Origin of the sequence: Pseudomonas fluorescens (assembly GCF_002022275.1) — a bacterium.
In the GTDB taxonomy this organism is placed as follows: Bacteria; Pseudomonadota; Gammaproteobacteria; order Pseudomonadales; family Pseudomonadaceae; genus Aquipseudomonas; species Aquipseudomonas fluorescens_AJ.
The window spans coordinates 38,543-64,207 of record NZ_MSDF01000044.1; the positions used below are offsets into that span (position 1 = coordinate 38,543).

Here is a 25,665-nt window from a genome sequence, read left to right on the forward strand (position 1 = left end):
CGAACGATCAGGTCGGCAGATAGCGCAAGACCTTGTAGCCCTTGCGCGAAAATTCCTTGAGCAGGCTGGCTTCCGAGTTATCAACCGTGCCATAGCCGTCGTTGTAGAAACCATCGATATGGCCATTGCGGCTATGGCTTTCTCTCAGGCTCCGATCGTCTACGTTGTCGATAAACCGCAGCACCTTGTCCAAATGGTAGGCCGCGTCGGCCCGGGCTTTCGGGTCCGGGGTGGCCTCCGTCCAGTCACCGACCTGCAGCTTGAGTTCGTCACCTACTTCATAGTAATCGCGGCCTTCCAGAAAGCGTCTTGTGACGGCGCTCTGCTGGATGATTCTGTCGGCCGGGCGTTGATCAATCGGAGAGCGGCCAGTCGGCCCGGTCATCTCGCGCACTTGGCGCTGCTCGGCCGTGCGCATGTAGTGAGGTGGGATGGGCAGCCTCAGGAGGCTGGAAGTGACAGATGTACACATGGGGGAACCTGCAGGTTATTGAATGTGGGGTGGGTGGTTAGCCCCCACGCCGAGTTCCGGATCAGAACGAGCGAACAATGCGCCCCAATGTTTCCATCGCCTTCTCCGAGGTTTCGGTCCACGGGCTGCCATAGTTCAAACGAATACAATTTCTGAAGCGTTGGGTCGCCGAAAAAATCGGCCCCGGCGCGATGCTGATGCCCTGTGCCAGGGCCATCTGGAACAGCTTCAGCGAGTCGGTCTGTTCCGGCAGTTCCAGCCACAGAAAATACCCGCCAGCGGGCTGGCTGACCCGCGTCTGTGTCGGGAAATAACGGGCGATGGCCGCCAGCATGGCGCTTTGCTGCTCCTCCAGTGCATAACGCAATTTGCGCAAGTGCCGGTCGTATCCGCCGTGTTGCAGATAGTCGGCAATGGCTGCCTGGGCCGGCATCGAGGGGCACAGCGAGGTCATCAATTTCAACCGTTCGACCTTCTGCGCGAAGCGCCCCGCCGCGACCCAGCCGACGCGGTAACCCGGCGCCAGGCTTTTGGCAAAAGAGCCGCAATGCATGACCAGCCCTTCAGTGTCGAATGCCTTTGCCGGCTTGGGCGCTTGTTGCCCGTAATACAGTTCTGCGTAAACGTCGTCTTCGATCAATGGCACCTGATGGCTGCGCAGCAGTTCTACCAAAGCCTGTTTCTTTGCCTCCGGCAGCGTCGCTCCCATGGGGTTCTGGAAGCTGGTCATGGTCCAGCAGGCCTTTATCGGGTAGCGCTCAAGGCTTTGCGCCAAGGCGTTTAGGTCGATGCCATCGCGCGGGTGCACAGGGATTTCCACCGCCTTGAGCTTCAAGCGCTCCAGCACTTGCAGGCAGGCATAAAACGCCGGGGCTTCAATGGCGACCAGGTCGCCCGGCTCGGTCACTGCTTGCAGGCACAGGTTCAGGGCCTCCAGCGCGCCGTTGGTGATCAGCAGCTCTTCCATGGGCAACATCAAGCCGCCGACCATGTACCGCAAGGCGATTTGCCGGCGCAGTTGCGGGTTGCCCGGCGACATGTCGGTGACCACCAGGCGCGGATCCATCTCACGGCTGGCGCTGGCCAGCGAGCGGGCCAGGCGCGGCAACGGAAACAGCATCGGGCTGGGGAAGGCCGAGCCGAAAGGGACGGTGTTGGGGTCCTTGATTGAGTCGAGCACGGAAAACACCAGCTCACTCACATCGACTTCGGTGGACTCATGCACCTGCTCGCTCACCACCGGCTCGGAAAACGGGCTGGGCGTGTGGGCGTTGACGAAGTAGCCGGAACGCGGGCGCGCGCGGATCAGGCCGCGACGCTCCAGCAGGTAATACGCCTGGAATACCGTGGACGGGCTGACGCCATACGTCTGGCTGGCATAGCGCACCGACGGCACACGTTGCCCGGGACCCAGGACGCCGGAGCGGACCAGTTCTGCGATGTCATCGGCGAATTTTTCGTAGCGTTTCATGGTGGCCTGATTAACGTTCTTGATAGGTACGCAGGGCAAAATGTGGGAGCTGGCTTGCCTGCGATGGCGGAGTGTCAGCTTCCAGATGTATCAGCAGGCTCACCGCTATCGCAGGCAAGCCAGCTCCCACACTTGATCTCTTTTGTGAGTGAGGTCTCAACGGTTCAGCGGCGCCACAAAGCGGCTATCGGCAGCACTGAAAATCCACGGTTCGTCCACCTCCGACACCTTGAAACGAATCGTCTGCGAGCTGCTCGCCGGTGTTTCCGCCAGCAACGTCACCGACATCGGCACATCGCTGATTTCCCCGGGCGCCAGGCTGATCACGGTTGGGCCCTGCAGCTGGAAGCCGTCGCCGTCCACCAGTTCCAGGCGGTAGTCCTGGCGCTGCTGGGTTTTGTTGATGACTTTCAAACTGTAGATGTTTTCGATCAAGCCCTGGCTATTTTCACGGAACAGGCCACGGTCCTTGGTCACGTCGAGCGAGACCATCGGCCGTTCCACCAAGGCCACCCCCAGTGCGGCAATCATCACCAGCAGCACGGCACTGTAGCCGATCAGCCGCGGCCTGAGCAGGTGAGTCTTGCCGCCTTGCAGTTGATGCTCGCTGGTGTAGCTCACCAGGCCACGGGCATAGCCCATTTTGTCCATGATCGAATCACAGGCGTCGATGCAGGCCGCGCAACCGATACATTCCATTTGCAGACCGTCACGGATATCGATGCCGGTCGGGCAGACCTGCACGCACAGTTGGCAGTCGATGCAATCACCCAGGCCAACGTGTGCAGGCTGGACCTCGCGTTTGCGCGGGCCCCGTTGCTCGCCACGCGCGGCATCGTAGGAAATGGTCAGGGTGTCCTTGTCGAACATCACGCTCTGGAAGCGCGCATACGGGCACATGTGCATGCACACGGCTTCACGCAGCCAGCCGGCATTGAGGTAGGTGGCCGCGGTGAAGAACAGCACCCAAAACAGGCTCACGCCGCCCATTTGCCAGGTCAGCAGTTCAACTGCCAATGGGCGAATCGGCGTGAAGTAGCCGACAAAGGTCAGCCCGGTCAGCACGCTGATACCGAGCCACAAGCCGTGCTTGGCGGAGCGCCGCGCCAGTTTGTTCAGGCTCCAGGGCGCCGCTTGCAGCTTGATGCGCTGGTTGCGTTCGCCTTCAGTGACCTTCTCACACCACATGAACAGCCAGGTAAACGAGCTTTGCGGGCAGGTGTAGCCACACCACACGCGGCCCGCAAACACGGTTATCGCAAACAGGCCGAAGGCGCAGATGATCAGCAGCGCCGAAAGCAAAATGAAATCCTGGGGCCAGAAGGTCGCGCCGAAGATATGGAATTTGCTTTCGGCCAGGTCCCACAGCACGGCTTGGCGCTCACTCCAGTTCAGCCACACGGTGCCGAAGAAGGCCAGGAACAGCACAGCCGCGCCGCTCAGGCGCAAGGTCCGAAACAGGCCGGTAAAGCTGCGGGTATGGATCAGGTTGTCGCCGGGTTTGGCCTTCACCTTCTTTGGGTGGCTGGGCTCAAAGGTTTCCACGGTTGGGATTCTTTCGCTCATGGTCGTTCGCTCATCAGCCTCCATCAGGCCGATGAACTATGAGCGTCGAGCTGTTTGCATAACAGGCTCAGCTATTGCGATAAAAAGCGGATCAGATGGGGCTGGCTGCCAGCCCTGCGACAATGTGCTGCACCCCTTGGAGTCTGGGGTGCAGCTGTTTTTGGCAGGGGCTGATACAGATCAGTCAAATCACCGAATCACTGTCGGTCGCTTTCAAATGTTTACGCCCATCCTCGGCACCCGCGACGGTCAATGCGTCGGCCTCGGCTTCGGTGATATAGATCCGCTCGCCGTTGAGCTCGACAAATGACATGGATTTGGCGCTGTCGGTGCTGACCGTGACCTGGGTGGCGGGAACGCTCTGCTCCTGCCCGTCATCGGCGATCTTGAAGTAACAGGTCGTGTTTTCGATACGTAATGGCATGGTGATCTACCTTTTATAGGCTGATGGGCATTAGGTTTACCGCCGTGGTGAGGGTTCCAGGCAACTGACTGGCGGTTGCCGCTGTCCATCCTTTACCAACAATTAAAAAGGACTCTGTCCATGGACGCCTGGTGGCATGAAGTCTGGCAAACCCTGCAAGCCGAGTTCGCCGACATTGGTGATGCCAAACAGCTCACCCAAATCACTGTACGCCTGCTGATCGCAGCAACGCTGGGCGGCATTCTGGGGTTTGAGCGAGAGCACAAAGGCAAGGCCGCCGGGGTACGTACCCATATGCTGGTGGCGATGGGCGCTGCATTGTTCGTGCTGGTGCCGCAGATGTCCGGCAGCCAGGCGGATGCCATGAGCCGTGTGCTGCAAGGGGTGATTGCGGGGATCGGGTTTCTGGGCGCGGGGACGATTCTGAAGGGCAAGGAAGACGAGGAGGGCCAGCACGTCAAAGGCCTGACCACCGCTGCCGGCTTGTGGATGACCGCTGCCATTGGGGTGGCAGCGGGTATGGGGCGTGAATCGACGGCCGTGCTCAGCACCTTGCTGGCGCTGGCGGTGTTCAGCGTAATGCCGTGGATCGTCAAGCGACTGGAGAAAGAGGTATGAGCTCACTGTTGTGGCGTCTGTCTCTCATACTTTTCAGGCGACGGCGTGGCTCAGGTCATTGTGCAGGGCCTGAATATAATTGGCGCTGGCCAGTTGCTCGATTTGTTTTTTCAGTTCGGCCAGCTCGTTCGGTTTGTCTGCGAGGGCTTTGAGTGAGTCCTCGCTCAGCAATTCTTCGAGCTCCCTGTTTTGCTGAATGTTTTCGGCAGAGCCGGGCTCGCGCAGTCTGCGCAGGATGGCGTCCGGGGCAATCAGTTCGCCAATTCTCTTGATTCTCTCGCTGGCTGCGTCGGAACCCTTGGCATCGCCGGCGCCCGCTGATGTTCCGGGTGCAGCGATGCCAGCTTCGCGTCTTAGTGTGTCGAGATTTTCCCCGGAAATGACCTGTCGGACCCTCGCCTTGAGCTTTTCCTGCAGGCTCGAGTCTCGGGTCCAGGCATTAAGTGATTCCTCGTTCAGCAGCCCCTTGAGTTCTTCAACACGCTGCAGGCTTTGCGCGGAGTCCGGGTCGCGCAGGATATTCACGAGACTTTCCCGGCTGATCAATTCGTCGATTTTTTTGAGGGTCGGGTGGAGTTCGCCGGGCTTCTGGGCGTTGTCAGCGGTTTGAATCTGAGGCGCTGATTTTGGACCTGATGCAAGGGTACTTTCAGGTTTTTTATTGTCTGCTGCAGTGCCCTTGTCCGGCTCGACCGCAGCGGTAGCCGGTGTGGTTTCAGGCTCGGGTGGCCGATAGGGTTCGCCAATGGAGACCAGGTGCTTGCACAGTGGATCGCTAAGGCGGGCACGCTGGTTGATCCTGTGGTCTTCCTTGCGTTGCTCGGCCTGCATTTGCTGCGCGCCGCGCCAGGGTACGTCCTGATCGGTATTGGACAGGTGGTGATGGAACTGTTCAGGGTTTGGTCCGACGGCCGCCTCACGTTGCAGACTCCGCATGTTTTTCTCGTTCAGCCCCTGGCCGATATCGTGCTTCAGCTTTGCCAGTTCCCTGGGGTTGGACGTCAGTGTCTTGAGCGAGTCCTCGCTCAGCAACTCGCGGATCTCTTTCAGGTTCTGGCGGGTCTCCCGGGCGTTTGGCGTGCTCATCATCTGAATGACATTGTTACGCTCAAGCAGGGTGGAGATTTTATCAATTTTTGTCTGGACCTCTGCCGAGGGCCCGGTATCAGGTGCGGCATTCACCTTTTCGTTGCCTGCGAAGGTGCGCGGCGCTTGATCGTGAGGAGGCGAAGGCGGATTTGTGTCTGACGGTTTTTTTGACGAATTGCCTGGCAATTGCGGGATGAACGGCGGAGCAGACAAAGGTGTTATCGACATGATCAATACTCGCAGCGTGTTTGAAAGAGGACCCTGTCAAGTGAAGTGCCGGCTTGGGGTCCGCGCGAGTTGATTCTCTGATAACGAGCCCTGCATGGATCTAAGAGCTCTCTTTTGCGCTGGTAGGACGTTTCTGTAGTGCTTGCCCGCAAATCGGTGGTTGCGGGCAAGTCAGGTCTATTTCAGACAATCACCGGCGGCATGGTCGTCGGCGGTTCCTCCACAGGCGGCACGTTCTCAGGCGGTTCCTTCTCCGGAACCGGCTCGGGCTCAGTCGGTGGCAGGGTCGGGTTGTCGATATTCGGATCGGGTGTTTCAGCCGGGATCGGGATATTCATCGGTGTGGCCTCCTTTGTGCTTTGCTCTATCGGTGGACAGCCGGGCGGGTAAATAGATTCCCCCGCCGGATGGCCGTACATCCACCTGAACTTTTAACCCGGGGGCAGGCTCGGACCTATTACGGCCCTGCTCAGGGAGAGCGCTGCCGCATCAGAATTCGGATCAAGCAAAGAGCGTCCACAGGGCGTAAGGGGAAGATGCTCGATGACTGCTGAAACACTGACTCCAGACAACTCCAGATTGCCGCTGTCCCAGGCGCTGCTGCTGCCCAGGATCGCGATTGAAAGCACCACGCCCGTGATTGACGGTGGCGAATTCGCCGTGAAAGCCGTGGTGGGCCAGCAAATCAACGTCACCAGCAAGGTGTTCGCCGATGGCCATGACAAGCTCGCCGTACTGATTCGCTGGCGCCCGCTGGAGGATGAAAGCTGGCACAGCGTGGTAATGGCCGACGTGGGCAACAATGGCTGGGAAGGCGCATTTACCGTCACCACTCAAGGCCCCCATGAATATTGCATCGAAGCCTGGATCGATACCTTCGCCAGCTTCGGTTATGAATTGCGCAAAAAGCACGAGGCCGGTGTGCCGGTCAGCCTCGAATTGCAGGAGGGCCGCAGTCTGGTGCTGCAGGCTGCCGAGCGCAGTGACAATGAGCTGCGTGACCGCTTGATGCTGCTGCACCACGAGCTCTCCGGGTTGCTGGAAACCGAGCAGGTGGCGTTGTTCCTGCACGAAGACAGTGCACACCTGATGACCCAGGCCGATCACCGCGCTTACTTGAGCATCAGCACGGTCTACCCGATTGACGTGGAGCGTGAAGCTGCGCAGTTTGCCAGCTGGTACGAGCTGTTTCCCCGCTCGATCACCGACGATCCGGCTCGCCACGGTACGTTTAATGACGTGCACTCGCGGCTGTCGATGATTCATGACATGGGTTTTGATGTGCTGTACTTCCCGCCGATCCACCCGATCGGTCGCAGCCATCGCAAGGGCCCGAACAATTCGCTGACCGCAGGCCCGGATGACCCGGGCAGCCCGTACGCGATCGGCAGCGAGGAGGGCGGCCATGAGGCCATCCATCCGCAGCTGGGCTCGCGTGACGACTTTCGGCGTCTGGTCAAGGCGGCGGCCGACCACGGCCTGGAAATCGCCCTGGACTTCGCCATCCAGTGTTCCCAGGACCACCCGTGGCTCAAACAGCACCCGGGCTGGTTCAACTGGCGCCCGGACGGCACGATCAAGTACGCGGAAAACCCGCCGAAGAAATATCAGGACATCGTTAACGTCGATTTTTATGCAGCTGACTCGATCCCGAGCCTGTGGACCGAACTGCGCGACATCGTGGTGGGCTGGGTCGAGGAGGGCGTGAAGACCTTTCGCGTGGATAACCCTCACACCAAGCCACTGCCGTTCTGGCAATGGCTGATCAGCGATGTGCGGGCCAAATACCCCGAGGTGATTTTTCTCGCGGAAGCCTTTACCACGCCGGCCATGATGGCGCGCCTGGGCAAGGTCGGTTATTCCCAGAGCTACACCTATTTCACCTGGCGCAACACCAAGGCTGAGCTGAGTGAATACCTGGCCCAGTTGAACGAGTCGCCGTGGCGCGAGTGTTATCGCCCGAACTTTTTCGTGAATACGCCGGATATCAACCCGCCGTTCCTGCACGAATCCGGGCGCCCTGGATTTTTGATCCGCGCGGCGCTGGCCACCATGGGCTCGGGCCTGTGGGGCATGTATTCGGGTTTTGAACTGTGCGAGGCCGCGCCGGTGCCGGGCAAGGAGGAATACCTTGACTCGGAGAAGTACGAAATCCGTGTAAGAGACTTCACCGCGCCCGGCAACATCATTGCTGAAATCGCCCAGCTCAACCGCATCCGCCGGCAAAACCCAGCGTTACAGACCCATCTGGGCTTGAAGCTCTACAACGCCTGGAACGACAACATCCTGTACTTCGGCAAGCGCAGTGAGGACGGCAGTAATTTTATTCTGGTGGCCGTCAACCTCGACCCGTTCAACGCCCAGGAGGCTCATTTTGAGCTGCCATTGTGGGAGCTGGGCCTGCCCGACGATGCCCAGACCCAGGGCGAAGACCTGATGAATGGCCACCGCTGGACCTGGTACGGCAAGTCCCAGTGGATGCGGCTTGAGCCCCATACCCCGTTTGGCATCTGGCGAATCACTGTTTCTTAGGCCCGGTGAAGATCAACTGTGGGAGCTGGCTTGCCTGCGATAGCGGTCCGTCAGCACCGCAGGCGGTGGCGCATTCACCGCCATCGCAGGCAAGCCAGCTCCCACATTAACCGCGATTGTCTCGGCGGTTTTTCCAGCATTTCCAGGAGTTTCCAATGGCGAAGAAACCCAACGCTGCGACGTTTATCAAAGACCCGCTCTGGTACAAGGACGCGGTGATCTACCAAGTCCACGTAAAATCCTATTTCGACTCCAACAACGACGGTATCGGCGACTTTCCCGGCCTGATCGCCAAGCTCGACTACATCGCCGACCTGGGTGTGAACACCATCTGGTTGCTGCCGTTTTACCCCTCGCCACGGCGCGACGACGGCTATGACATCGCCGAATACCGTGGCGTGCACAGCGACTACGGCACCATGGCCGACGCCAAGCGCTTTATCGCCGAAGCCCACAAGCGCGGGCTGCGGGTGATCACTGAGCTGGTGATCAACCACACCTCCGACCAGCACCCGTGGTTCCAGCGCGCGCGCAAGGCCAAGCCGGGCTCGGCGGCGCGGGATTTCTACGTGTGGTCCGATGACGACCAGAAATACGACGGCACGCGCATCATCTTTCTCGACACCGAGAAATCCAACTGGACCTGGGACCCGGTCGCCGGCCAATACTTCTGGCACCGCTTCTATTCCCACCAGCCGGACCTCAATTTCGACAACCCGCAAGTGATGAAAGCGGTGCTGTCGGTGATGCGTTTTTGGCTGGACATGGGCATCGACGGCCTGCGCCTGGACGCCATCCCGTACCTGATCGAGCGCGATGGCACCAACAACGAGAACCTCCCGGAGACCCACGACGTCCTCAAGCAGATCCGCGCCGAGATCGACGCGCATTACCCCGACCGTATGCTGCTGGCCGAAGCCAACCAATGGCCGGAAGACACGCAGCTCTACTTCGGTGACAAAAAAGGCGATGACGGTGATGAGTGCCACATGGCCTTCCACTTCCCACTGATGCCGCGCATGTACATGGCGCTGGCCCAGGAAGATCGCTTCCCGATCACCGATATTTTGCGCCAGACTCCGGAGATTCCGGCGAATTGCCAATGGGCGATCTTCCTGCGCAACCACGATGAATTGACCCTGGAAATGGTCACTGACAAAGAACGCGATTACCTGTGGAACTACTACGCCGCTGACCGCCGCGCGCGGATCAACCTGGGCATTCGCCGTCGCTTGGCGCCGCTGATGGAGCGCGACCGTCGCCGCGTGGAATTGCTCAACAGTCTGTTGCTGTCGATGCCGGGCACGCCGACGTTGTATTACGGCGATGAGATCGGCATGGGCGACAACATCTACCTGGGCGACCGCGACGGTGTGCGCACGCCGATGCAGTGGTCCATCGACCGCAATGGCGGTTTCTCTCGCGCCGACCCGGCCAGCCTGGTGTTGCCGCCGATCATGGACCCGCTGTACGGCTACCAGTCGGTGAACGTTGAAACCCAGACCCAGGACCCGCATTCGCTGCTGAACTGGACCCGGCGCATGCTCGCGGTGCGCAAGCAGTCCAAGGCCTTTGGCCGGGGCAGCCTGAAAATGCTCTCGCCGAGCAACCGGCGCATTTTGGCTTACACCCGGGAATTCACCGGCGACGACGGGCGCAATGAAATCATTCTGTGCGTGGCCAACGTGTCGCGCAGTGCCCAGGCGGCTGAGCTGGACCTGTCGGCATTTGCCGGAATGGTCCCGGTCGAGATGCTCGGCGGGAATGCCTTCCCGCCGATTGGTCAGCTGAATTTCCTGCTGACCCTGGCGCCGTATGGCTTCTATTGGTTTGTGCTGGCGGCGGAAAACCAGATGCCAAGCTGGCATGTGGAGCCGGCGCAAAGCATTCCGGACTTCACCACCCTGGTGCTGAAAAAACGCATGGAAGAGTTACTCGAAGAACCGGGCCGCACTACTCTGGAACAAACCTCGCTGCCCGCCTGGCTGCCCAAGCGGCGCTGGTTCGCCGGCAAGGACACGGCCATCGACAAGGTGCATATCGCCTATGGCGTGAGGTTTGGCGACCCGGAGCATCCGGTGCTGCTCAGCGAAATTGACGTGACCAGCGCTGGCCAGGTCAGCCGCTACCAGCTGCCGTTCGGCTTTTTGGGCGAAGACCAATTCACCAGTGCCTTGCCGCAACAGCTGGCACTGGCCCGCGTACGCCGCACGCGACAGGTCGGGTTGGTCACCGATGCGTTCAGCCTTGAGCATTTTATTCGCGCGGTCATCCACGGCCTGCAGGCCGGTACGGTGCTGAACTCCAGCGAAGGTGACCTGCGTTTTGAAGCCACGCCGCACTTGGCCAAACTGCAACTGAGCGACGAGTCGGAGGTGCGCTACCTGTCCGCCGAGCAGTCCAACAGCTCGGTGGTGGTGGGTGAGAGCCTGGTGCTTAAACTGATTCGTAAAGTCAGCGCGGGGGTGCATCCTGAGTTGGAAATGAGCGCTTACCTGACTGAAGCCGGTTACCCGAATATCTCGCCGCTGCTGGGCTCGATGATTCGCCGCGACGGGGAAGGGCAGGACAACCTGCTGATGATTGCCCAAGGCTATTTGAGCAACCAGGGCGATGCCTGGGCCTGGACGCAAAACAGCCTGGAGCGGGCGATTCGCGACGAGCTGGCCGAGGCCATGTCGGAACAGGAACAGCACTACAACGCCCTCGGCGAGCTGCAGGATTTTGCCGGCTTGCTCGGCCAGCGCCTGGGCGAAATGCATGTTGCGTTGGCGGCGAAAACCGCCAACAAAGACTTCAAACCCGAAGCCACCACAGCGAAGGACACGCAAGCCTGGGCCAAGGATGTGGGCGCGCAGATCGACCGCGCCCTGCAATTACTAAAACTTCATCAAGACCGGTTGAACCCCGCCGATCAGGCGTTGGTCAGTGAGTTACTGGCGCAGAAAAAGGTCATCGGCAGTCATGTCCAGGCCCTGGCGAAAGCCACGGCGGGCGGCTTGCGGATTCGTGTCCACGGTGACTTGCACCTGGGGCAGGTGCTGGTGGTCAAGGGCGATGCGTTTTTGATCGACTTTGAAGGTGAGCCGGCGCGGCCTCTGCACGAGCGGCGCGGCAAGCACAGCCCGTATAAAGATGTGAGTGGTGTGCTGCGCTCGTTTGATTACGCAGCCGCCATGGCGCTGAATGTGCAAGGGGTGGATCACTCGCCCGAAGCGGACACTGCGCGCAAGCGGGTGACCGACCGTTATTTGAGTGAAGCGCGCCAGGCATTTATCCAGGCTTATCATCAAGCTACGTCTACACTGGCGCATGACTGGCAGGATGCCAAAGGCCAGGACGCAGCGCTGGCGTTGTTCAGCCTGGAGAAGGCCGCGTACGAAGTGGCTTACGAAGCGGAAAATCGCCCGACCTGGTTGCCGGTGCCGTTGCAAGGTTTGCACGGCCTGCTCAGCGGGCTCATACCTATATCGAAAACTGCACGCGGTGGGGAGACGTCATGAGCTTTACAAATAAAGAACCGCTGCACGCGAAGTTGACTGCAATGCCGGCGCCGAAAGACGTCGAAGCCTTGGTCCGCGCGGAACACCACGACCCATTCTCGATCCTTGGGCCGCACGACGATGAACACGGCGGCCAGTTTATCCGTGCATTCCTGCCGGAGGCCTTGAGCGTCCAGGTACTGGCGCGCGACAGCGGTGAACACATCGGCAGCCTCGATGCCACGCAGGTGCCGGGCTTGTTTGTCGGGCACTTCACGACGCGCCAGGGTTACCTGCTGAAAATCCAGTGGGCCGGTGGCGAGCAGATCACCGAAGACCCGTACAGCTTCAATCAATTGTTGCTGGGCGAGATGGACCTGTACCTGTTTGCTGAAGGTAACCACCGTGACCTCAGCAGTTGCCTGGGGGCGCAAGTCACCAGCGTCGATGGCGTAGACGGCGTGCGTTTTGCCGTGTGGGCGCCGAATGCCCGACGTGTTTCGGTGGTGGGGGATTTCAATATCTGGGATGGCCGCCGTCATCCGATGCGTTTGCGGCACCCGTCCGGCGTGTGGGAGATCTTTATTCCACGCCTGCAAGCAGGTGCAGCCTACAAGTACGAAATTCTCGGTGCCAACGGGATCCTGCCGCTCAAGGCCGACCCCATGGCGCTGGCGACCCAGCTGCCGCCGGACACCGCATCCAAAGTCGCGGCGCCCTTGCAGGTGGACTGGCAAGACCACGAATGGATGGCGTCGCGTACCGAGCGGCAAAAATCCAGCGCGCCGCTGTCGATCTACGAGCTGCACGTGGGTTCGTGGCAGTGCGAGCTGGATGAGGCCGGTGAAGTCGCCCGCCAGTACGGCTGGCGCGAATTGGCCGAGCGCTTGATTCCGTATGTACAGGAGCTGGGCTTCACGCATATCGAGCTGATGCCGATCATGGAGCATCCGTTTGGCGGCTCCTGGGGCTACCAGGCGTTGTCACAATTCGCGCCGACCGCGCGGTTTGGCTCGCCGGAAGACTTCGGCTTCTTTATCAACGCCCTGCACCAGGCCAACATTGGCGTGATCCTGGACTGGGTGCCCGCGCATTTCCCGACCGATACCCACGGCCTGGCACAATTTGACGGCACCGCGCTGTACGAATACGCCAACCCGCTGGAAGGCTTCCATCAGGACTGGGACACGCTGATCTACAACCTGGGCCGCACGGAAGTGCACGGCTTCATGCTGGCTTCGGCGCTGCACTGGCTCAAGCATTTCCACATTGATGGCCTGCGCGTGGATGCGGTGGCCTCGATGCTGTATCGCGACTATTCCCGCAAGGCGGGCGAATGGGTGCCCAACCGCCATGGCGGTCGCGAGAACCTGGAAGCCATCGATTTCCTGCGTCATTTGAACGACGTGGTTGCCCTGGAAGCGCCAGGTGCTTTGGTGATTGCCGAGGAATCCACGGCGTGGCCGGGTGTCAGCCAGCCGACCCAACAGGGCGGTTTGGGGTTCAACTACAAGTGGAATATGGGCTGGATGCACGACTCCCTGCATTACATCCAGCAGGACCCGGTGTACCGCGCCCATCATCACAATGAGCTGAGTTTTGGCCTGGTGTATGCCTGGTCCGAGCGGTTCATTTTGCCGATTTCCCATGATGAGGTGGTGCACGGCAAACACTCGCTGATCGACAAGATGCCCGGTGACCGTTGGCAGAAGTTCGCCAACCTGCGCGCTTACCTGAGCTTTATGTGGATGCACCCGGGCAAAAAGCTGCTGTTCATGGGCTGCGAATTTGGCCAGTGGCGCGAGTGGAACCATGACCAGCAACTGGACTGGTACCTGCTGCAATACCCCGAGCACCGGGGCGTGCAGAAACTCGTCGGTGACCTTAACCGCCTGTACCGGGAGGAGCCTGCGCTGCATGAGCAGGATGATGCGCCGCAAGGTTTTCAGTGGCTGATTGGCGACGATGCGATCAATAGCGTCTACGCTTGGTTGCGCTGGAGCAAGGACGGCAAGCCGGTGCTGGTGGTGGCCAACTTCACCCCGGTGCCGCGTGAGGCTTATTCCGTCGGTGTGCCTTTCGCCGGGCGCTGGAGCGAGGTGATCAACAGTGACGCCGACACGTACGCCGGTTCCAACTACGGCAACGGTGGCGAGGTGTTCACGGCTGATGAGCCCCGCCATGGGCAGCCGGTGTCGCTGTCGTTGAATCTGCCGCCCCTGGGTGTATTGATTCTTCGGCCCGAAGCGCTTTAAGGGCTCTACCGTGCTGGATTCTGTTGTCCGGGCTACTGGCAGGGTGCCACAATGGCGCCTTTGTCGTGGCAGTTGAATCAGGCGGATTTCATGAACGGCCTTGGGCGTGGGCAGGACCAGGATGGCTTTATCGAGGAGCAGGTGCGAACCGACCGTTTGCACCAGCTGTTTCGTCAATCGTTCGCTGCCATTTTCGGCAGCTACCTGGGCGCCGTCATGCTGTGCTGGCTGTGCTGGGACCGCTTCGACCACCAAGTCATGCTGGTCTGGCTGACGGTGCTGGCGGTCACGTCACTGTTGCGCGTCAAGATGTTCATGGACTGGTTTCGTTGCCCGAACATCGAGCGCACGCCTGATCGCTGGGAGCGTCGCTATTGGGTGACGTTGATGCTTTCGGCGGGCGTGTGGGGCATTGGCGCGCTGGCGGTGATGCCCACCGACGATCGCGTCTCCCAGGTGCTGGTCATGCTGTTTACCGTGGGCATGTCGGTCAGCGCGGTTTCGTGTTATTCGGCTTATCGCTACATGACCCTTGGCTCCATGGCCCTGGTGCTGTTGCCGTGCACGCTGTGGCTGCTGTTCCAGCCTGCGCCGATGCAAGTCGGCGTGGCCATTGCGGTGTTGGTGTTTTCGACCTTTGTCGTCAGCGCCACGCGCAAGTTGTCCGATGCCCTGGAAAAAGCCTTTCGCCTGACCCGGCAAATGGAGCGCGCCCACAATATTTCCACGCGCGCCGCCCAGACCGATGAACTCACCGGGCTGATGAACCGTCGCGCATTCTTCGAACATGCCCACCTGCTGTACGCGCAATGCCGCCACAACCGGCAACCACTGTGCGCACTCATGATGGACATGGACCACTTCAAAAGCATCAATGACACCTACGGCCACCAGGCCGGCGATCAGGTATTGCGCCAGATCGGCGGGGTGATCAGCGCGTCGTTTCGTCAGGCCGATGTGTATGGCCGGCTTGGCGGCGAGGAGTTTGCGGTGCTGTTGCCCAACACTTCGCTGGAAACCGCACGGGACATCGCCGAACAACTGATCAAGGCGATTTCCGGCCTGGCGTCCGAGCCGGTGCAGGGCCTGACCGCGAGCCTCGGTGTCGCCTCCACGCGCAGCCTCGATCAGGACCTGCACAGCTTGATGAATACGGCCGACAAGGCGCTCTACCGCGCCAAGGCCATGGGGCGTAACCAGGTCGCGGTGGCGGACTAGGGCTCAGTCCTTGCGCATCGACTTGGCCAGCACCCGCGCCACTTGGTCGGCGGAGTAGGGTTTGGGGAGAAATTCGAAGCCGTCGTAACCACTGTCAGCCAGCTCTTCGCTGTAACCGGAGGTGAGCACCACCGGCAGAGCGGGGCGGCGCTGGCGCAGCAGTTTGGCCATCGCCACGCCGGTCATGCCGGGCATCACCACATCCGAAAAGATCGCATCGAAGGCGGCCACGTCGGGACCGGCCAGTGCCAACGCCTGTTCGGCATCGGTGGCCCAGGTAGTCTGGTAGCCCAGGTCCTGCAGGATCTGATTGGCGAAACGGCCGACTTCCAGGTTGTCTTCCACAACCAGAATGTGGTGCAGGGAGGTGTCGTGGACAGGGCCGGATTCTTCCTGGGCGGCGGGGAGCTGCTCCGCCTCCGGCTGTGCTTCGGGCAGGTACAGGGTGAACACGGTGCCCTGGCCGAGGGCACTGGCCATGTCGACGTTACCGCCGGACTGCTTGGCAAACCCGAACACCTGCGACAGGCCCAGCCCGGTGCCTTTGCCCACCGCCTTGGTGGTAAAGAAGGGTTCGAACATGCGCTCGGCGATGTCGCGGGTGATCCCGGTGCCGGTGTCGGCCAGTGAAACGCTGACAAATGGCTGACGTACCTGCGCCTCACCGCGGATACGCGGCAATGCGGCCACGCGCTCTACGCGCAGGGTCAGGGTGCCTTGCCCCTCCATGGCATCGCGCGCATTCAGCGCGATATTGATCAGCGCGGTTTCAAACTGGTTGGAGTCCACGCGCACATGGCAGGGGTGTTCGGGAAATTCCATCTGCACATGAATACGTGCGCCAGTCACGCTTTCGAGCATCTCGCCGATGTTTCTGACGCGATGGCCAACGTCGAAGACTTCAGGGTTCAGCGGTTGGCGGCGGGCAAAAGCCAGCAACTGACTGGTCAGCTTGCTGGCGCGTTCGACGGTGTCGCAGACCGCGCCCATGTAGCGCTGGCGGCGTTCTTCGGACAAGCCTGGCCGCCGCAGGAAATCCATCGAGGAGCGAATGATCGTCAGCAAATTGTTGAAGTCGTGGGCCACGCCGCCGGTCAACTGGCCGATGGCTTCCAGTTTCTGCGACTGGTGCAAGGCGGCCTCGGCCTGGGTCAGCGCGGCGGTGCGGTCTTCTACGCGCTGTTCCAGGGTGGCATTGAGTTCGGTGATCGCCGCCAAGCCTTCGCGCACAGCCGCGTCGGCGCGCACGCGCTCGATGTGCGCCCAGGAGCGCTCGGTGACCTCGCCCACCAATGCCAGGTCATAGGGCGACCAGGCGCGTGCATATTTGTCATGCACGGCCATCAAGGCGGTCAGGCGGCCATCCTTGATCAGCGGGAAGCACACCGTCGCCGTGGCGCCCAGGGCCTGGTAGCTGGCGGACTCTTCAGGCGTGAATTCCACGCGGTTGTCACGCACCACCAGCGCTTCACCCGCGTGCAGTTGCTGGACCGCCCGCGCGCCGAACGAGGCCAGGCTGTAGCGCCCGACGATGCTCGGCGAGCCGGGCGCCGCCCAATTGCCGCGAATGGTGAAGCCGTCTTCATCGGCGTCCATGTCAGCGTAGGCGCAATTGGACACCTGCAGGTGCTGGGCCAACAGGCGTGTGGTGATGGTCATGATGGCTTCGGCGTCGATGGCATTGGCCACGCCGCTGCCGATCGCATCGAGCACCGCCAGGCGCCGTGCCAGAAACACGGTGGCGGTGGTCTCGGTGACGGTATTGAGCATCCCCATCACATTGCCCATGGGGTCGCGGATGGGGCTGTAGCAGAAGGTGAAGTAGGTTTGTTCCGGGCCGGAACCGCGCTCAATCACCAGCGGGTAGTTTTCCACGTAGGTCGCGTGGCCTTCATAAGCCGCCTGGGCGATGGGGCGCACTTCCTCCCAGACCTCCCGCCACACTTCGTTGAACGGGCGACCGAGTGCGTAGGGTTTGTCGCCCAGAATCGGAATGGCGGCATCGTTGTAGAGCAGGGTCATGGACGGCCCCCAGATGATCGACTGGGGGAAACTTGACGCAAAGCACAGCGCGACGGTGGTCTTGAGCACGTCAGGCCAGTGTTCCAGCGGCCCCAGGGGGGTACTGGCCCAATCATGCAAGCGAACCTGCTCGGCCATGTCGCTGCTGCTTTGCAGCCAATTCATCATGGGGGCAACACCTTATCTACAGCGGTCTTGAGGGCGTGTGAATGCTCAGGGCATCAGGCAACAGACCGGGCGGACCGTTGCCAGTTCAGTGCGATTATCCATGAGATGGCACTCTGATACCTCTTCCGTGTTATCCGATTGCCTCGCGACTACTGCGACCCCAAAACCCCCGTCCAGTAAATCCCTGCGTCGCTCTTGGGGTCCATTGCATAGGCAGCGCCCAATTCACGAAATTGCGGGTTCATCAGGTTGGCGCAATGGCCCGGGCTGGCGAGCCAGCCGTCTACCACTTTGCGCGGGGTATCGAGGCCGGCGGCGATGTTTTCGCCGATGTTCTTCGCGATATACCCTGCCAGTTCGGCACGGTCGCCCGGGGTGCGGCCGTCGTGGTCGAGATGGTCGAAGAAATTGCCGTTGGCCATGTTGCGCGTGTGGCTGTTGGCAGCATTGGCCAGGTCGTCGTTCCACGACAGTGGGGTGGTCGCGGTAAACGCCTGAGTGCCGCACTGGCGTGGCTGCTCACGCGCGGCGTTGATCAGGTTCAGCAGTTGCTTGCCTTCGGTCTGCCAGTCGCCCAGGCCGCTGGTGAGCAGCGGGCGAGCCAGCACGATGCGCCAGTCCTGGCCGCTGTTGCTCACGCCGATGTCGACAAACTGCGGGTCGAGCACCACGCGGCAGAAGCTTTCACGCACGGCCTTCATGGCGGCCTGAGCGTCCTTGGGGCCCGACAGGCTGATGGCCTGCACGTTGACCATCGGGTACGCCGCCCGCGCCAGGGCCTGCTGCAAATCGCCGACGTTGGTCGCTGGCAGCACCAGCCGCGTGTCGCTGGCCAGCGGTGGCAGCTCCTGGGAACCCTGGTCACCGCAGCGCTGCACCTGGCTGCGGTATTGATTGATCTGTTGCACCAACTGACTTTCTTCATTCGCCATCGCGCTGGCGCAGAACGCCAGACTGGCGGCCAGCGTCGTAAGACCCATCATCAATGACAGCACGCGCATGGACGTTACCCTTGAGCTTGAAAGTGCCCATGATGCGCGATGTAACCCGGTCTGGCGCAACGCCTTTTTTGTTTTTTTGCCTCAACGGGTGTTCTGCTGCCACGTAGCGGCGCTATTGCGGGCCCAGGCGAAGGTGCTGGCGAGGACGATCAACGCCAGGGCTGCTGCGAAGGTCACGTGCAGGCCATTCGCCACACTTTGCGCGGTAGCGTCGGTCACATCCGGGCACGCCCAGGCGAAGATTGCGCCCAGGCCCGAAGCGCCAACAATCAGCCCGAGGTTGCGCGACAGGTTCAGCAGGCCCGAGACCGTGCCGCGTCGGGCGGGCGGCACATCGCCCATCACCGCCGTGTTGTTGGCGGCCTGGAACAGGCTGTAACCCGCCGTGAGGATGATCAGCGAGGAAAGATAGGCGAACAGGCCCGAAGCCAGCGACAACAGCAGGGCGCCGGCAGCCATGATGCCCAAGCCGGTGAGGGTCATGCGCTGGCTGCCCAGGCGGTCGGTCAGGCGCCCGGCCGGTATGCCGGTCAAGGCGGCGACGCAGGGGCCGACGGCCATCGTCAGGCCCATGAGGGCAGGGGTGAGCCCCAACCCCCGGGACAGGTAAAACGGCCCGACCACGAAGGTCGCCATGATCACCGCCGACACCAGCGCGCTCATCGCCAGCCCGGCGCGCAGTGCCGGTTCTTTCAACGGCCGCCAGAATGAATCGCGGGAAGCGGCAATGTCGGTGGTTCGATCAACCGGTAAATAGCGCCAGGCAAGGACGGCCGCCACTGCACCCAGCGGCAGGCCTGCCAGAAACAGCGCGCGCCAACCCCACACGCCAAGCAGCAACCCGCCGACGCCGGGCCCCATGGCGGTGCCGGTCGCCGACATCGTGCCGAGCAAGCCCATCACACGGCCGGTGCGTTCCTTGCTCACCGTGTCGCCGACCATGCCCAGCGTCATTGCCATCATGATCGCCGCGCCCAGGCCTTGCAGCGCACGCGCCGCCACCAGCCAGACCAGTGACGGCGCCGCAGCGCATAACCCGCAGGCCAGGGTAAACAACAGCAGCCCGCCGATCAGTAATCGGCGGCGCCCTACACGGTCGCCCAGGCGGCCCGCGCTGACAATCACGACGGTAATCGCCAGTAAATAGGCGAGCACCACCCACTGCACCGCGTGAAACGATGCCTCAAATACCTGTGCCAAAACGGGCAAGCCGACATTGGCAATGCTGGTTCCGAGTGACGCCAGCAACATGGACAGGGACAGGCTGAACAGCGCGCCTCGAGAAGAGACAGGCATAGGTAATTCCTCGTGTGAATGCATCTGTCACAAATCTACGACGCCGACTAACATGGCGGAAGACGCATGGCTTGCAGTTAATACCTGCATGAAACGCCTGATGAGGAGGAGAGATGCCCGACCTGAACCTGTTGATTACCCTGGATGTGCTGCTCACCGAGGGCAGCGTGGCCCGCGCCGCTCAGCGCTTGCAACTGAGCCCGTCCGCCATGAGCCGTGCCCTGGCGCGCTTGCGTGAAACCACCGGCGACCCCTTGCTGGTCCGCGCCGGGCGCGGCCTGGTGCCCACGCCTCGGGCGCTGGCGCTGCGCGAGCAGGTCAGCCGTCTCGTGCAGGAAGCTCACGCGGTGTTGAGGCCCGCGCTGTCTCTGGACATGGCGCAGGTGCAGCGCACCTTTACCTTGCGCACCAGCGAGGAGTTCGTCGAAAGCTTTGGCCCGGCGCTGCTCGCGCGTATTGCCGGCGAAGCCCCGGGGGTACGCCTGCGCTTCGTCAACAAAACCGACAAGGACAACCGATTGCTCCGCGAAGGCAGCGTCGACCTGGAAACCGGCGTGGTCGACGCCACCGCCAGCCCCGAAGTGCTGACGCAGGCGTTGTTTCGCGACCGTCTGATCGGCGTGGTGCGCAGCGGGCACGCCTTGAGCCAGGGCGATGTCAGCGTTCAGCGTTTCGCCCGGGGCCACCACGTTTACGTCTCACGGCGCGGGCAGGACCGTGGGCAAATCGACGATGCTCTGGAGGCGCAGGGGCTCACGCGGCATATCAGTACGGTCGTCGCCGGGTTCTCCACCGCCATTGCCCTGGCCCGTGACACTGACCTGATCGCCTGCGTGCCCGAGCGCTACACCGCCAATCAGCGCGGCGGCCTGCACAGTTTTGCCCTGCCGATCACACTGGCGCCGTTCACCGTGGCCATGCTCTGGCACCCGCGCCTGGATGCCGACCTGGCCCATCGCTGGTTGCGTGGCTGTTTGCGCGAGGTGTGCGCGCAGCAGGTACAATCGCCGCTGCCTTGACGCGAAACCCCAGGAATTTGCATGTTCAGCCTTACCCGCTACACCACGCCGTGCCCCGAACCGATCAATGGCCAGATCCTGCAGATGGTGGTGGACAACCTCACCGACATCAGCAGCGTGGCGCTGGCGCCGAGCAACTTGCTCTACAACATCTATCAATACGCCATCGGTTTTGAGGTGCACCTTTACCTGGAAGCGTTGAACGGCGCCAAGGGCATCGCCGTGGAACTGGTGGTGGCGATGGAGGAAGACCAGGTCGTCGGGTTCTGCCTGTACCTGCCGGTGAAAGATGACCCTGAGGCCTGCGGCATCGCCTTTATGGCCGTGCAGGCCGGGCATCGGCGCCAGGGTGTTGCGCGGGCGATGCTGGGGGAGGTGCTGGCGCGTTACCCGCACGCCGAGTTGGCGTGTGCGGTTGAAAAGGTGCCGGCGTTTGAAGCCCTGGGTTTTCAAGTGCGCGGCGCGCGGGGCACGCAGGTGTTGATGAACACGCGCGACTACGGCACCGACGGGCTGATGGGTGTGCTGGATGTGGCGGCTATCTACAGCTCGCTGGAGGTGCGGCAGATCCATACCTACCTGCTGCAAAAGCACGGCAAGCGCGCGATGGTGGATGCCGAGAAGCAGCGCGACCGTCACCTGGATCAACTGACGCGCAAGGCGCGGTTGTTTGTGAGCGAACGTCAGGCCTGAATAAGGGTTGGCATTTTTACTTCTGTGGCGAGCGGGCTTGTTGTGGCTAGAGGGCTTCTGTGGCGAGCGGGCTTGTTGTGGCTAGAGGGCTTCTGTGGCGAGCGGGCTTGCCCCGCGTTGGGGCGCGTAGCGGCCCCAAAACCAGGCGCCGTGGTGTGTCAGGATAAACACAGCGTGCATGATGGGGCCGCTTCGCAGCCCAACGCGGGGCAAGCCCGCTCGCCACAGAAGCCCGCTCGCCACAGGGGAGCGACTCAAGCCTTATGGCTTGGCCAGGTTCCAGTTGCCGCCAACGCCGTCACCGGTGATGTCGCCCGGCTTGCTGTCCTTGACCCAGGTGTACAGCGCCTGGCCCTTGTAGGCCCATTGCTTGCTGCCGTCGTCGCGGCTGATCACGGTGTAGCCGTCGGCGTCTTTCGCATCCGCTTTCGCAGTGAACGCCGGCCAGTTGGCCAGGCACTGGCCGTTGCACACGGATTTGCCGGCGCTGTCTTTGGCGAAGGTGTAGAGGGTCATCCCTTTGCTGTCGACCAGCACTTTGCCTTTGGCGCTGTCCGCGATTTTGGCAGGGGCGGCGAAGGCCATGGACGAGGCAACGGCAAGCATGACGGCAGCGGCGAGGGAAAGTTTTTTCAGCATGACGAGCTCCTGGGGTTTCTAGGTTTTAAGTGCCTTGTGCGAGAGTCACAAGGTGTACTCAGGTAAACACCCGTCACGCGCCTTTATTCCTTCGGCCCTGAACAATCTTTTAAACGCGCCCGCGATTGACCATCGCCAGAATGCTCGCCAACAGCTCCTGTTGCGCCTCGTCACGGCTGATTTCGCCACTGGCTGCCGCATGAGACAAGGCTTCGGCGGCGCCGAGCATGGCGCGCAAACCGGCCTGGGACACGTTGCCGCCCGGCGCAAAGGGCGACAGGGCGGCGCGGCATTTGTCGAGGAAGATCGCCTCGTAGCGGCGCTTGAGGGTTTCCAGTTCCGGCGAGCTGCTCAGGGCTGCGATCACCCCCGGAATTTCCCGACCCTGCAGCAACACACAGTCAACATACGACGAGGCGATCACCCAGGCGCGATCATCCAGGGTGGCGGCACTGGCCGCGATGGCCTCGGTAAATACCTGATCCTGACGCCCGTCAAAATCCTCATACAGCGCGGCCAGCAAGCCCGCGCGGGTGACGAAATGGTCATAGACCACCGGCTTGGTCACGCCCGCCAGTTCAGCCAGACGACCGAGGGTCAGGGCTTCGGTGCCTTCTTCGCGCACCAGTTGCCAGGCCACGTCGAGCAACTGACGCGAGCGATCTTCACGGGACAAACGGCGACGTGGGGCAGGGGATTCAACGCTTGACATGCTTACATACCAAAAGTAACTTACCAAAGGTAACTTAAGCCCAAGCCTAAACCGAAAGGGAGTCAATGTCATGCACGCTCTGATCGTTGTTGCTCACCACGACTCGCAATCCCTTACCCACAGCGTGGCCGCGCAAGTCGCCGCTGGCCTCACCGCCTCTGGCAATACCTTTGAAATCGCCGACCTCGCCGCCGAAGGTTTTGACCCGCGCTACACCGCTGCCGACCATCGCGTTCACCGCGAGCGCGCCACGCCTCCCGCCGATGTGCTCGCCGAGCAGGCGCGCATCGACCGTGCCGACGCCCTGGTTATCGCGTTTCCGATCTACTGGTGGTCGATGCCGGGCTTGCTCAAAAGCTGGATCGACCGCGTGTTCATCAACGGCTGGGCCATCGATTACGGCCCGGACACCCCGGTGGTGAAAAAACTGCGGCATCTGAACGTGCACCTGCTGGCGCTGGGCGCGGCGGATGAAAGCGCGTTTGACCGCCACGGTTACGCCAAGGCCATGCGCACGCAGATCGACTATGGGATTTTTGATTACTGTGGGGCGCAGGTGGTGACGTCCGAATTGCTGCTGGAGTCGGAAAGCGGCGCCGCGCAGGCGCACCTACACACGGCGCACGCTTTGGGTCAGGGCCTGTTTGAAAGCGAGGCGGTTGCCGGCTAGTTCATCCCTGGCCAAACAGATCGTGGGCGTCCAGCAAGCGGTAGGCGATTTCCGGGCGTTTCTCCAGGCCTCGGCGAATCGCGGCCGGGATCGATTGCCGGGTCTTGCGGCACATGCCTGGCAGATCCTCGATGACGATCTGAATGCCGCGCATGCTTTTGACTTCGGTGTGGCCTGGCGCGATGTGCACGCGGATGCCCAACTGCTGGTACATCAGTGCCTGCATGTGTTCCAGGTCTTGCAGGCTTTTGAGGTCTTCGAGGCGGTCGAGCAGGCGCTTTTCTTCCTGGCGCGTCAGGTTAAGAATGCGCAAATCAGCGCCAGGCGCTTCCAGCAGCTGTTCGCGGTCGCAGACGCAAGCGCCGGGCGGGCAGGGTTGGCGAAGTGTCATGTGCTTTCCCTCCCCATCGCGGCGCCAGCGACTCAGTAGCTCAGTGCAACCCCGAGACTGCCCAGGGCGTTCCAGTACTCAGGGTAAGTCTTGGCCACGCAGTCCGGGTCCTGAATGCGGATGCCCGAGACTTTCAACCCGGCCAGCGCAAAGCACATGGCGATGCGGTGGTCGGCGTGGGTGTCGATCAGCGCGTTGCTCGAGGTGCCAGCCAGCGCCGGGTCACTCGCCACCAGCAGGTCGTCGCCTTCGATGGTCGCCAGGCCCGGGCGGATTTGGTTGAGGCCGTCATGCAAGGCCTGCACGCGATCACATTCCTTCACACGCAAGTTGGCCAATTCGGTGAAACGCACCGGGGTGTTGTTGAACGCAGCGAGTACCGCCAGCGTCGGAATCGCGTCCTGCATCTGCGAGCCGACCACGGTGGCCTGCATGTTCGGGAACTGTGCGATCACGGCCTGGGCCTTGGCGTCGGGCTGGGTGAAGTCCTGCGCGGCGACGCCGATGTCGATGCGGCCACCGGTCAGCACTTCAGCGGCCCACAAGTAGGTGGCGGCGGAGGCGTCGGGTTCGATCAGGTAGTCGTGGGCGGTGTAGCCGGTAGGGGCTACGCGCCAGGTGGTGTCGTCGACCACCTCGACTTGCGCGCCGAAAGCGCGCATGCAGTCCAGGGTCAGGTCCACGTAGCCACGGGCACCGATGTCCTTGCCGGTCAGCGCCACTTCAATCGGTGCTTCGCCGCAGGCCGCGAGCATCAGCAGGGCCGACACGTATTGGCTGGACAGGCCGCCATCGATCTCAAAACGCTTGGCCTGTACTTTGCCCACGCCCTGCACGGTCACGGGCGGGCAGCCGGTCGGGCTGTCGACCTGGATGCCGTTCTGGCTGAGGGTGGCCAGCAGCGGGCCGATCGGGCGCTTTTGCATGTAGTCGTCGCCGGTCAGCACCACGGTGCCTTGCACGGTGGCTACCGCGGCGGTGAGAAAGCGCATGGCGGTGCCGGCGTTGCCGAGAAACAGCGGCTGCGCGGGCAGTTGCAGCTTGCCGGAGCCGGTCACGACGAAGGTGGTGTCGTCCGGCTCGTCGATGGTTACGCCCATCTGGCGCAGGGCCACCGACATGTGGCGGGTGTCATCGCTTTTCAGCGCGCCGCTCAAGCGGCTGGTGCCCTTGGCCAGGGCCGCCAGCAACAGGGCACGGTTGGTAATGGATTTGGAGCCGGGGGGCGCGACCTTGCCATTGAGGGGGAAGTTGGGCGGTGTAACGGTCACGGTTTTCTGCGAACTCAAGGTACAGGGCTCCTGATTCAAGGCACGATCGGCGGGCGGACCCGAATAATCGGGCAAAGCGACGGTGCTTGTCGAGCGTGGGGTGGTAATGCTTGGGTTATTGGGTGTACTCAGGCGCAATTGTGGGAGCTGGCTTGCCTGCGATGGCGGTCTAATGGTGTACATATCCGTTTCTTCGGTAACGGCCACTTAGGGTTCCGCCCTTACGGCGGCTCACTTTTGGAAAGGCCCAAAAGTAAGCAAAAGGCCTTCGCCCCAACACTCGGCACCTCGCTCACGCTCGGCGTGCCCGTAATCCGACATGAATTTGGGGGGCCGCCGCCACGCGCCATCCATGGCGCGGGGCGGCTAAACCGGCATCCCTGCCGGTTTACCCCCCAAATCCATGTCGAATTCCGGCCAGCGTGTTT

General features: G+C 61.7%; 21 protein-coding genes. 8 read left to right on the plus strand and 13 right to left on the minus strand.

What is annotated here, in order from left to right; translation table 11 throughout:
- Positions 1-7: 7 nt before the first annotated feature.
- The 4 genes from BFW87_RS23800 to BFW87_RS23815 form a co-directional block, all read right to left on the minus strand.
- A complete protein-coding gene (locus BFW87_RS23800; protein WP_254865937.1) occupies positions 8-472 on the minus strand; it encodes a hypothetical protein in 465 nt (154 codons plus the stop codon).
- A gap of 61 nt (positions 473-533) precedes the next feature.
- Complete coding sequence (gene mapR / locus BFW87_RS23805) at positions 534-1,943, minus strand: GntR family transcriptional regulator MpaR (protein WP_078742155.1); 1,410 nt, start codon at positions 1,941-1,943, stop codon at positions 534-536.
- Positions 1,944-2,099: 156 nt separating this feature from the next.
- The gene (gene ccoG, locus BFW87_RS23810) at positions 2,100-3,509 is read right to left on the minus strand and encodes a cytochrome c oxidase accessory protein CcoG (protein ID WP_078742156.1); all 1,410 of its coding nucleotides are present in this window, start codon (positions 3,507-3,509) and stop codon (positions 2,100-2,102) included.
- Between the two features lie 184 nt (positions 3,510-3,693).
- Positions 3,694-3,933 (minus strand): DUF3203 family protein, encoded by a 240-nt coding sequence (locus BFW87_RS23815; RefSeq protein WP_078742157.1) that lies wholly within the window; start codon positions 3,931-3,933, stop codon positions 3,694-3,696.
- Between the two features lie 120 nt (positions 3,934-4,053).
- Here BFW87_RS23815 and BFW87_RS23820 point away from each other — a divergent pair, with 120 nt between their 5' ends.
- Positions 4,054-4,551 (plus strand): MgtC/SapB family protein, encoded by a 498-nt coding sequence (locus BFW87_RS23820; RefSeq protein WP_078742158.1) that lies wholly within the window; start codon positions 4,054-4,056, stop codon positions 4,549-4,551.
- A 33-nt stretch (positions 4,552-4,584) separates the two neighbouring features.
- On the opposite strand, the gene BFW87_RS32360 is transcribed toward BFW87_RS23820, so the two are convergent.
- A complete protein-coding gene (locus BFW87_RS32360; RefSeq protein ID WP_254865938.1) occupies positions 4,585-5,868 on the minus strand; it encodes a hypothetical protein in 1,284 nt (427 codons plus the stop codon).
- A 182-nt stretch (positions 5,869-6,050) separates the two neighbouring features.
- A complete protein-coding gene (locus BFW87_RS32045) occupies positions 6,051-6,206 on the minus strand; it encodes a hypothetical protein (protein ID WP_176159813.1) in 156 nt (51 codons plus the stop codon).
- A 205-nt stretch (positions 6,207-6,411) separates the two neighbouring features.
- Here BFW87_RS32045 and BFW87_RS23830 point away from each other — a divergent pair, with 205 nt between their 5' ends.
- From BFW87_RS23830 to BFW87_RS23845, 4 genes are all read left to right on the plus strand, one after another.
- Positions 6,412-8,400, plus strand: coding sequence for an alpha-1,4-glucan--maltose-1-phosphate maltosyltransferase (locus BFW87_RS23830; protein ID WP_078742159.1), 1,989 nt, complete (start codon positions 6,412-6,414; stop codon positions 8,398-8,400).
- A 155-nt stretch (positions 8,401-8,555) separates the two neighbouring features.
- The gene (gene treS / locus BFW87_RS23835) at positions 8,556-11,903 is read left to right on the plus strand and encodes a maltose alpha-D-glucosyltransferase (RefSeq protein ID WP_078742160.1); all 3,348 of its coding nucleotides are present in this window, start codon (positions 8,556-8,558) and stop codon (positions 11,901-11,903) included.
- Positions 11,900-14,137 (plus strand): 1,4-alpha-glucan branching protein GlgB, encoded by a 2,238-nt coding sequence (glgB, locus tag BFW87_RS23840; protein WP_078742161.1) that lies wholly within the window; start codon positions 11,900-11,902, stop codon positions 14,135-14,137. Before treS ends, glgB begins: the two co-directional genes overlap by 4 nt.
- A gap of 51 nt (positions 14,138-14,188) precedes the next feature.
- Entirely contained in the window at positions 14,189-15,355 is a 1,167-nt protein-coding gene (locus tag BFW87_RS23845) for a GGDEF domain-containing protein (protein WP_078742162.1), read from the plus strand.
- 3 nt (positions 15,356-15,358) lie between these two features.
- Here the strand turns inward: BFW87_RS23845 and BFW87_RS23850 are convergent, their stop codons facing one another.
- The 3 genes from BFW87_RS23850 to BFW87_RS23860 all read right to left on the minus strand — a co-directional run bounded on the left by BFW87_RS23850 (position 15,359) and on the right by BFW87_RS23860 (position 19,842).
- Positions 15,359-17,545: an ATP-binding protein gene (locus BFW87_RS23850; protein WP_078742163.1), complete on the minus strand. Its 2,187-nt coding sequence runs from the start codon at positions 17,543-17,545 to the stop codon at positions 15,359-15,361.
- A gap of 149 nt (positions 17,546-17,694) precedes the next feature.
- Positions 17,695-18,546 (minus strand): CAP domain-containing protein, encoded by an 852-nt coding sequence (locus tag BFW87_RS23855; protein ID WP_078742164.1) that lies wholly within the window; start codon positions 18,544-18,546, stop codon positions 17,695-17,697.
- 81 nt (positions 18,547-18,627) lie between these two features.
- Positions 18,628-19,842 (minus strand): MFS transporter, encoded by a 1,215-nt coding sequence (locus tag BFW87_RS23860; RefSeq protein WP_078742165.1) that lies wholly within the window; start codon positions 19,840-19,842, stop codon positions 18,628-18,630.
- Between the two features lie 113 nt (positions 19,843-19,955).
- Here BFW87_RS23860 and BFW87_RS23865 point away from each other — a divergent pair, with 113 nt between their 5' ends.
- The gene (locus BFW87_RS23865; protein WP_078742166.1) at positions 19,956-20,861 is read left to right on the plus strand and encodes a LysR family transcriptional regulator; all 906 of its coding nucleotides are present in this window, start codon (positions 19,956-19,958) and stop codon (positions 20,859-20,861) included.
- 21 nt (positions 20,862-20,882) lie between these two features.
- The gene (locus BFW87_RS23870; RefSeq protein WP_078742167.1) at positions 20,883-21,554 is read left to right on the plus strand and encodes a GNAT family N-acetyltransferase; all 672 of its coding nucleotides are present in this window, start codon (positions 20,883-20,885) and stop codon (positions 21,552-21,554) included.
- A gap of 261 nt (positions 21,555-21,815) precedes the next feature.
- Here the strand turns inward: BFW87_RS23870 and BFW87_RS23875 are convergent, their stop codons facing one another.
- Together BFW87_RS23875 and BFW87_RS23880 are read right to left on the minus strand one after the other, a co-directional pair.
- Positions 21,816-22,193, minus strand: coding sequence for a COG4315 family predicted lipoprotein (locus BFW87_RS23875; protein ID WP_078742168.1), 378 nt, complete (start codon positions 22,191-22,193; stop codon positions 21,816-21,818).
- Between the two features lie 109 nt (positions 22,194-22,302).
- Positions 22,303-22,905, minus strand: a complete 603-nt coding sequence (locus BFW87_RS23880) for a TetR/AcrR family transcriptional regulator (RefSeq protein WP_078742169.1) — start codon at positions 22,903-22,905, stop codon at positions 22,303-22,305.
- Positions 22,906-22,975: 70 nt separating this feature from the next.
- On the opposite strand from BFW87_RS23880, the gene BFW87_RS23885 reads away from it, so the two are divergent.
- Positions 22,976-23,575, plus strand: coding sequence for an NAD(P)H-dependent oxidoreductase (locus BFW87_RS23885; RefSeq protein ID WP_078742170.1), 600 nt, complete (start codon positions 22,976-22,978; stop codon positions 23,573-23,575).
- A gap of 1 nt (position 23,576) precedes the next feature.
- Here BFW87_RS23885 and BFW87_RS23890 read toward each other — a convergent pair whose 3' ends face one another.
- Entirely contained in the window at positions 23,577-23,966 is a 390-nt protein-coding gene (locus BFW87_RS23890) for a hypothetical protein (protein WP_078742171.1), read from the minus strand.
- Positions 23,967-23,998: 32 nt separating this feature from the next.
- Positions 23,999-25,255, minus strand: coding sequence for a 3-phosphoshikimate 1-carboxyvinyltransferase (locus BFW87_RS23895; RefSeq protein WP_078742172.1), 1,257 nt, complete (start codon positions 25,253-25,255; stop codon positions 23,999-24,001).
- Between the last annotated feature and the right edge of the window lie 410 nt (positions 25,256-25,665).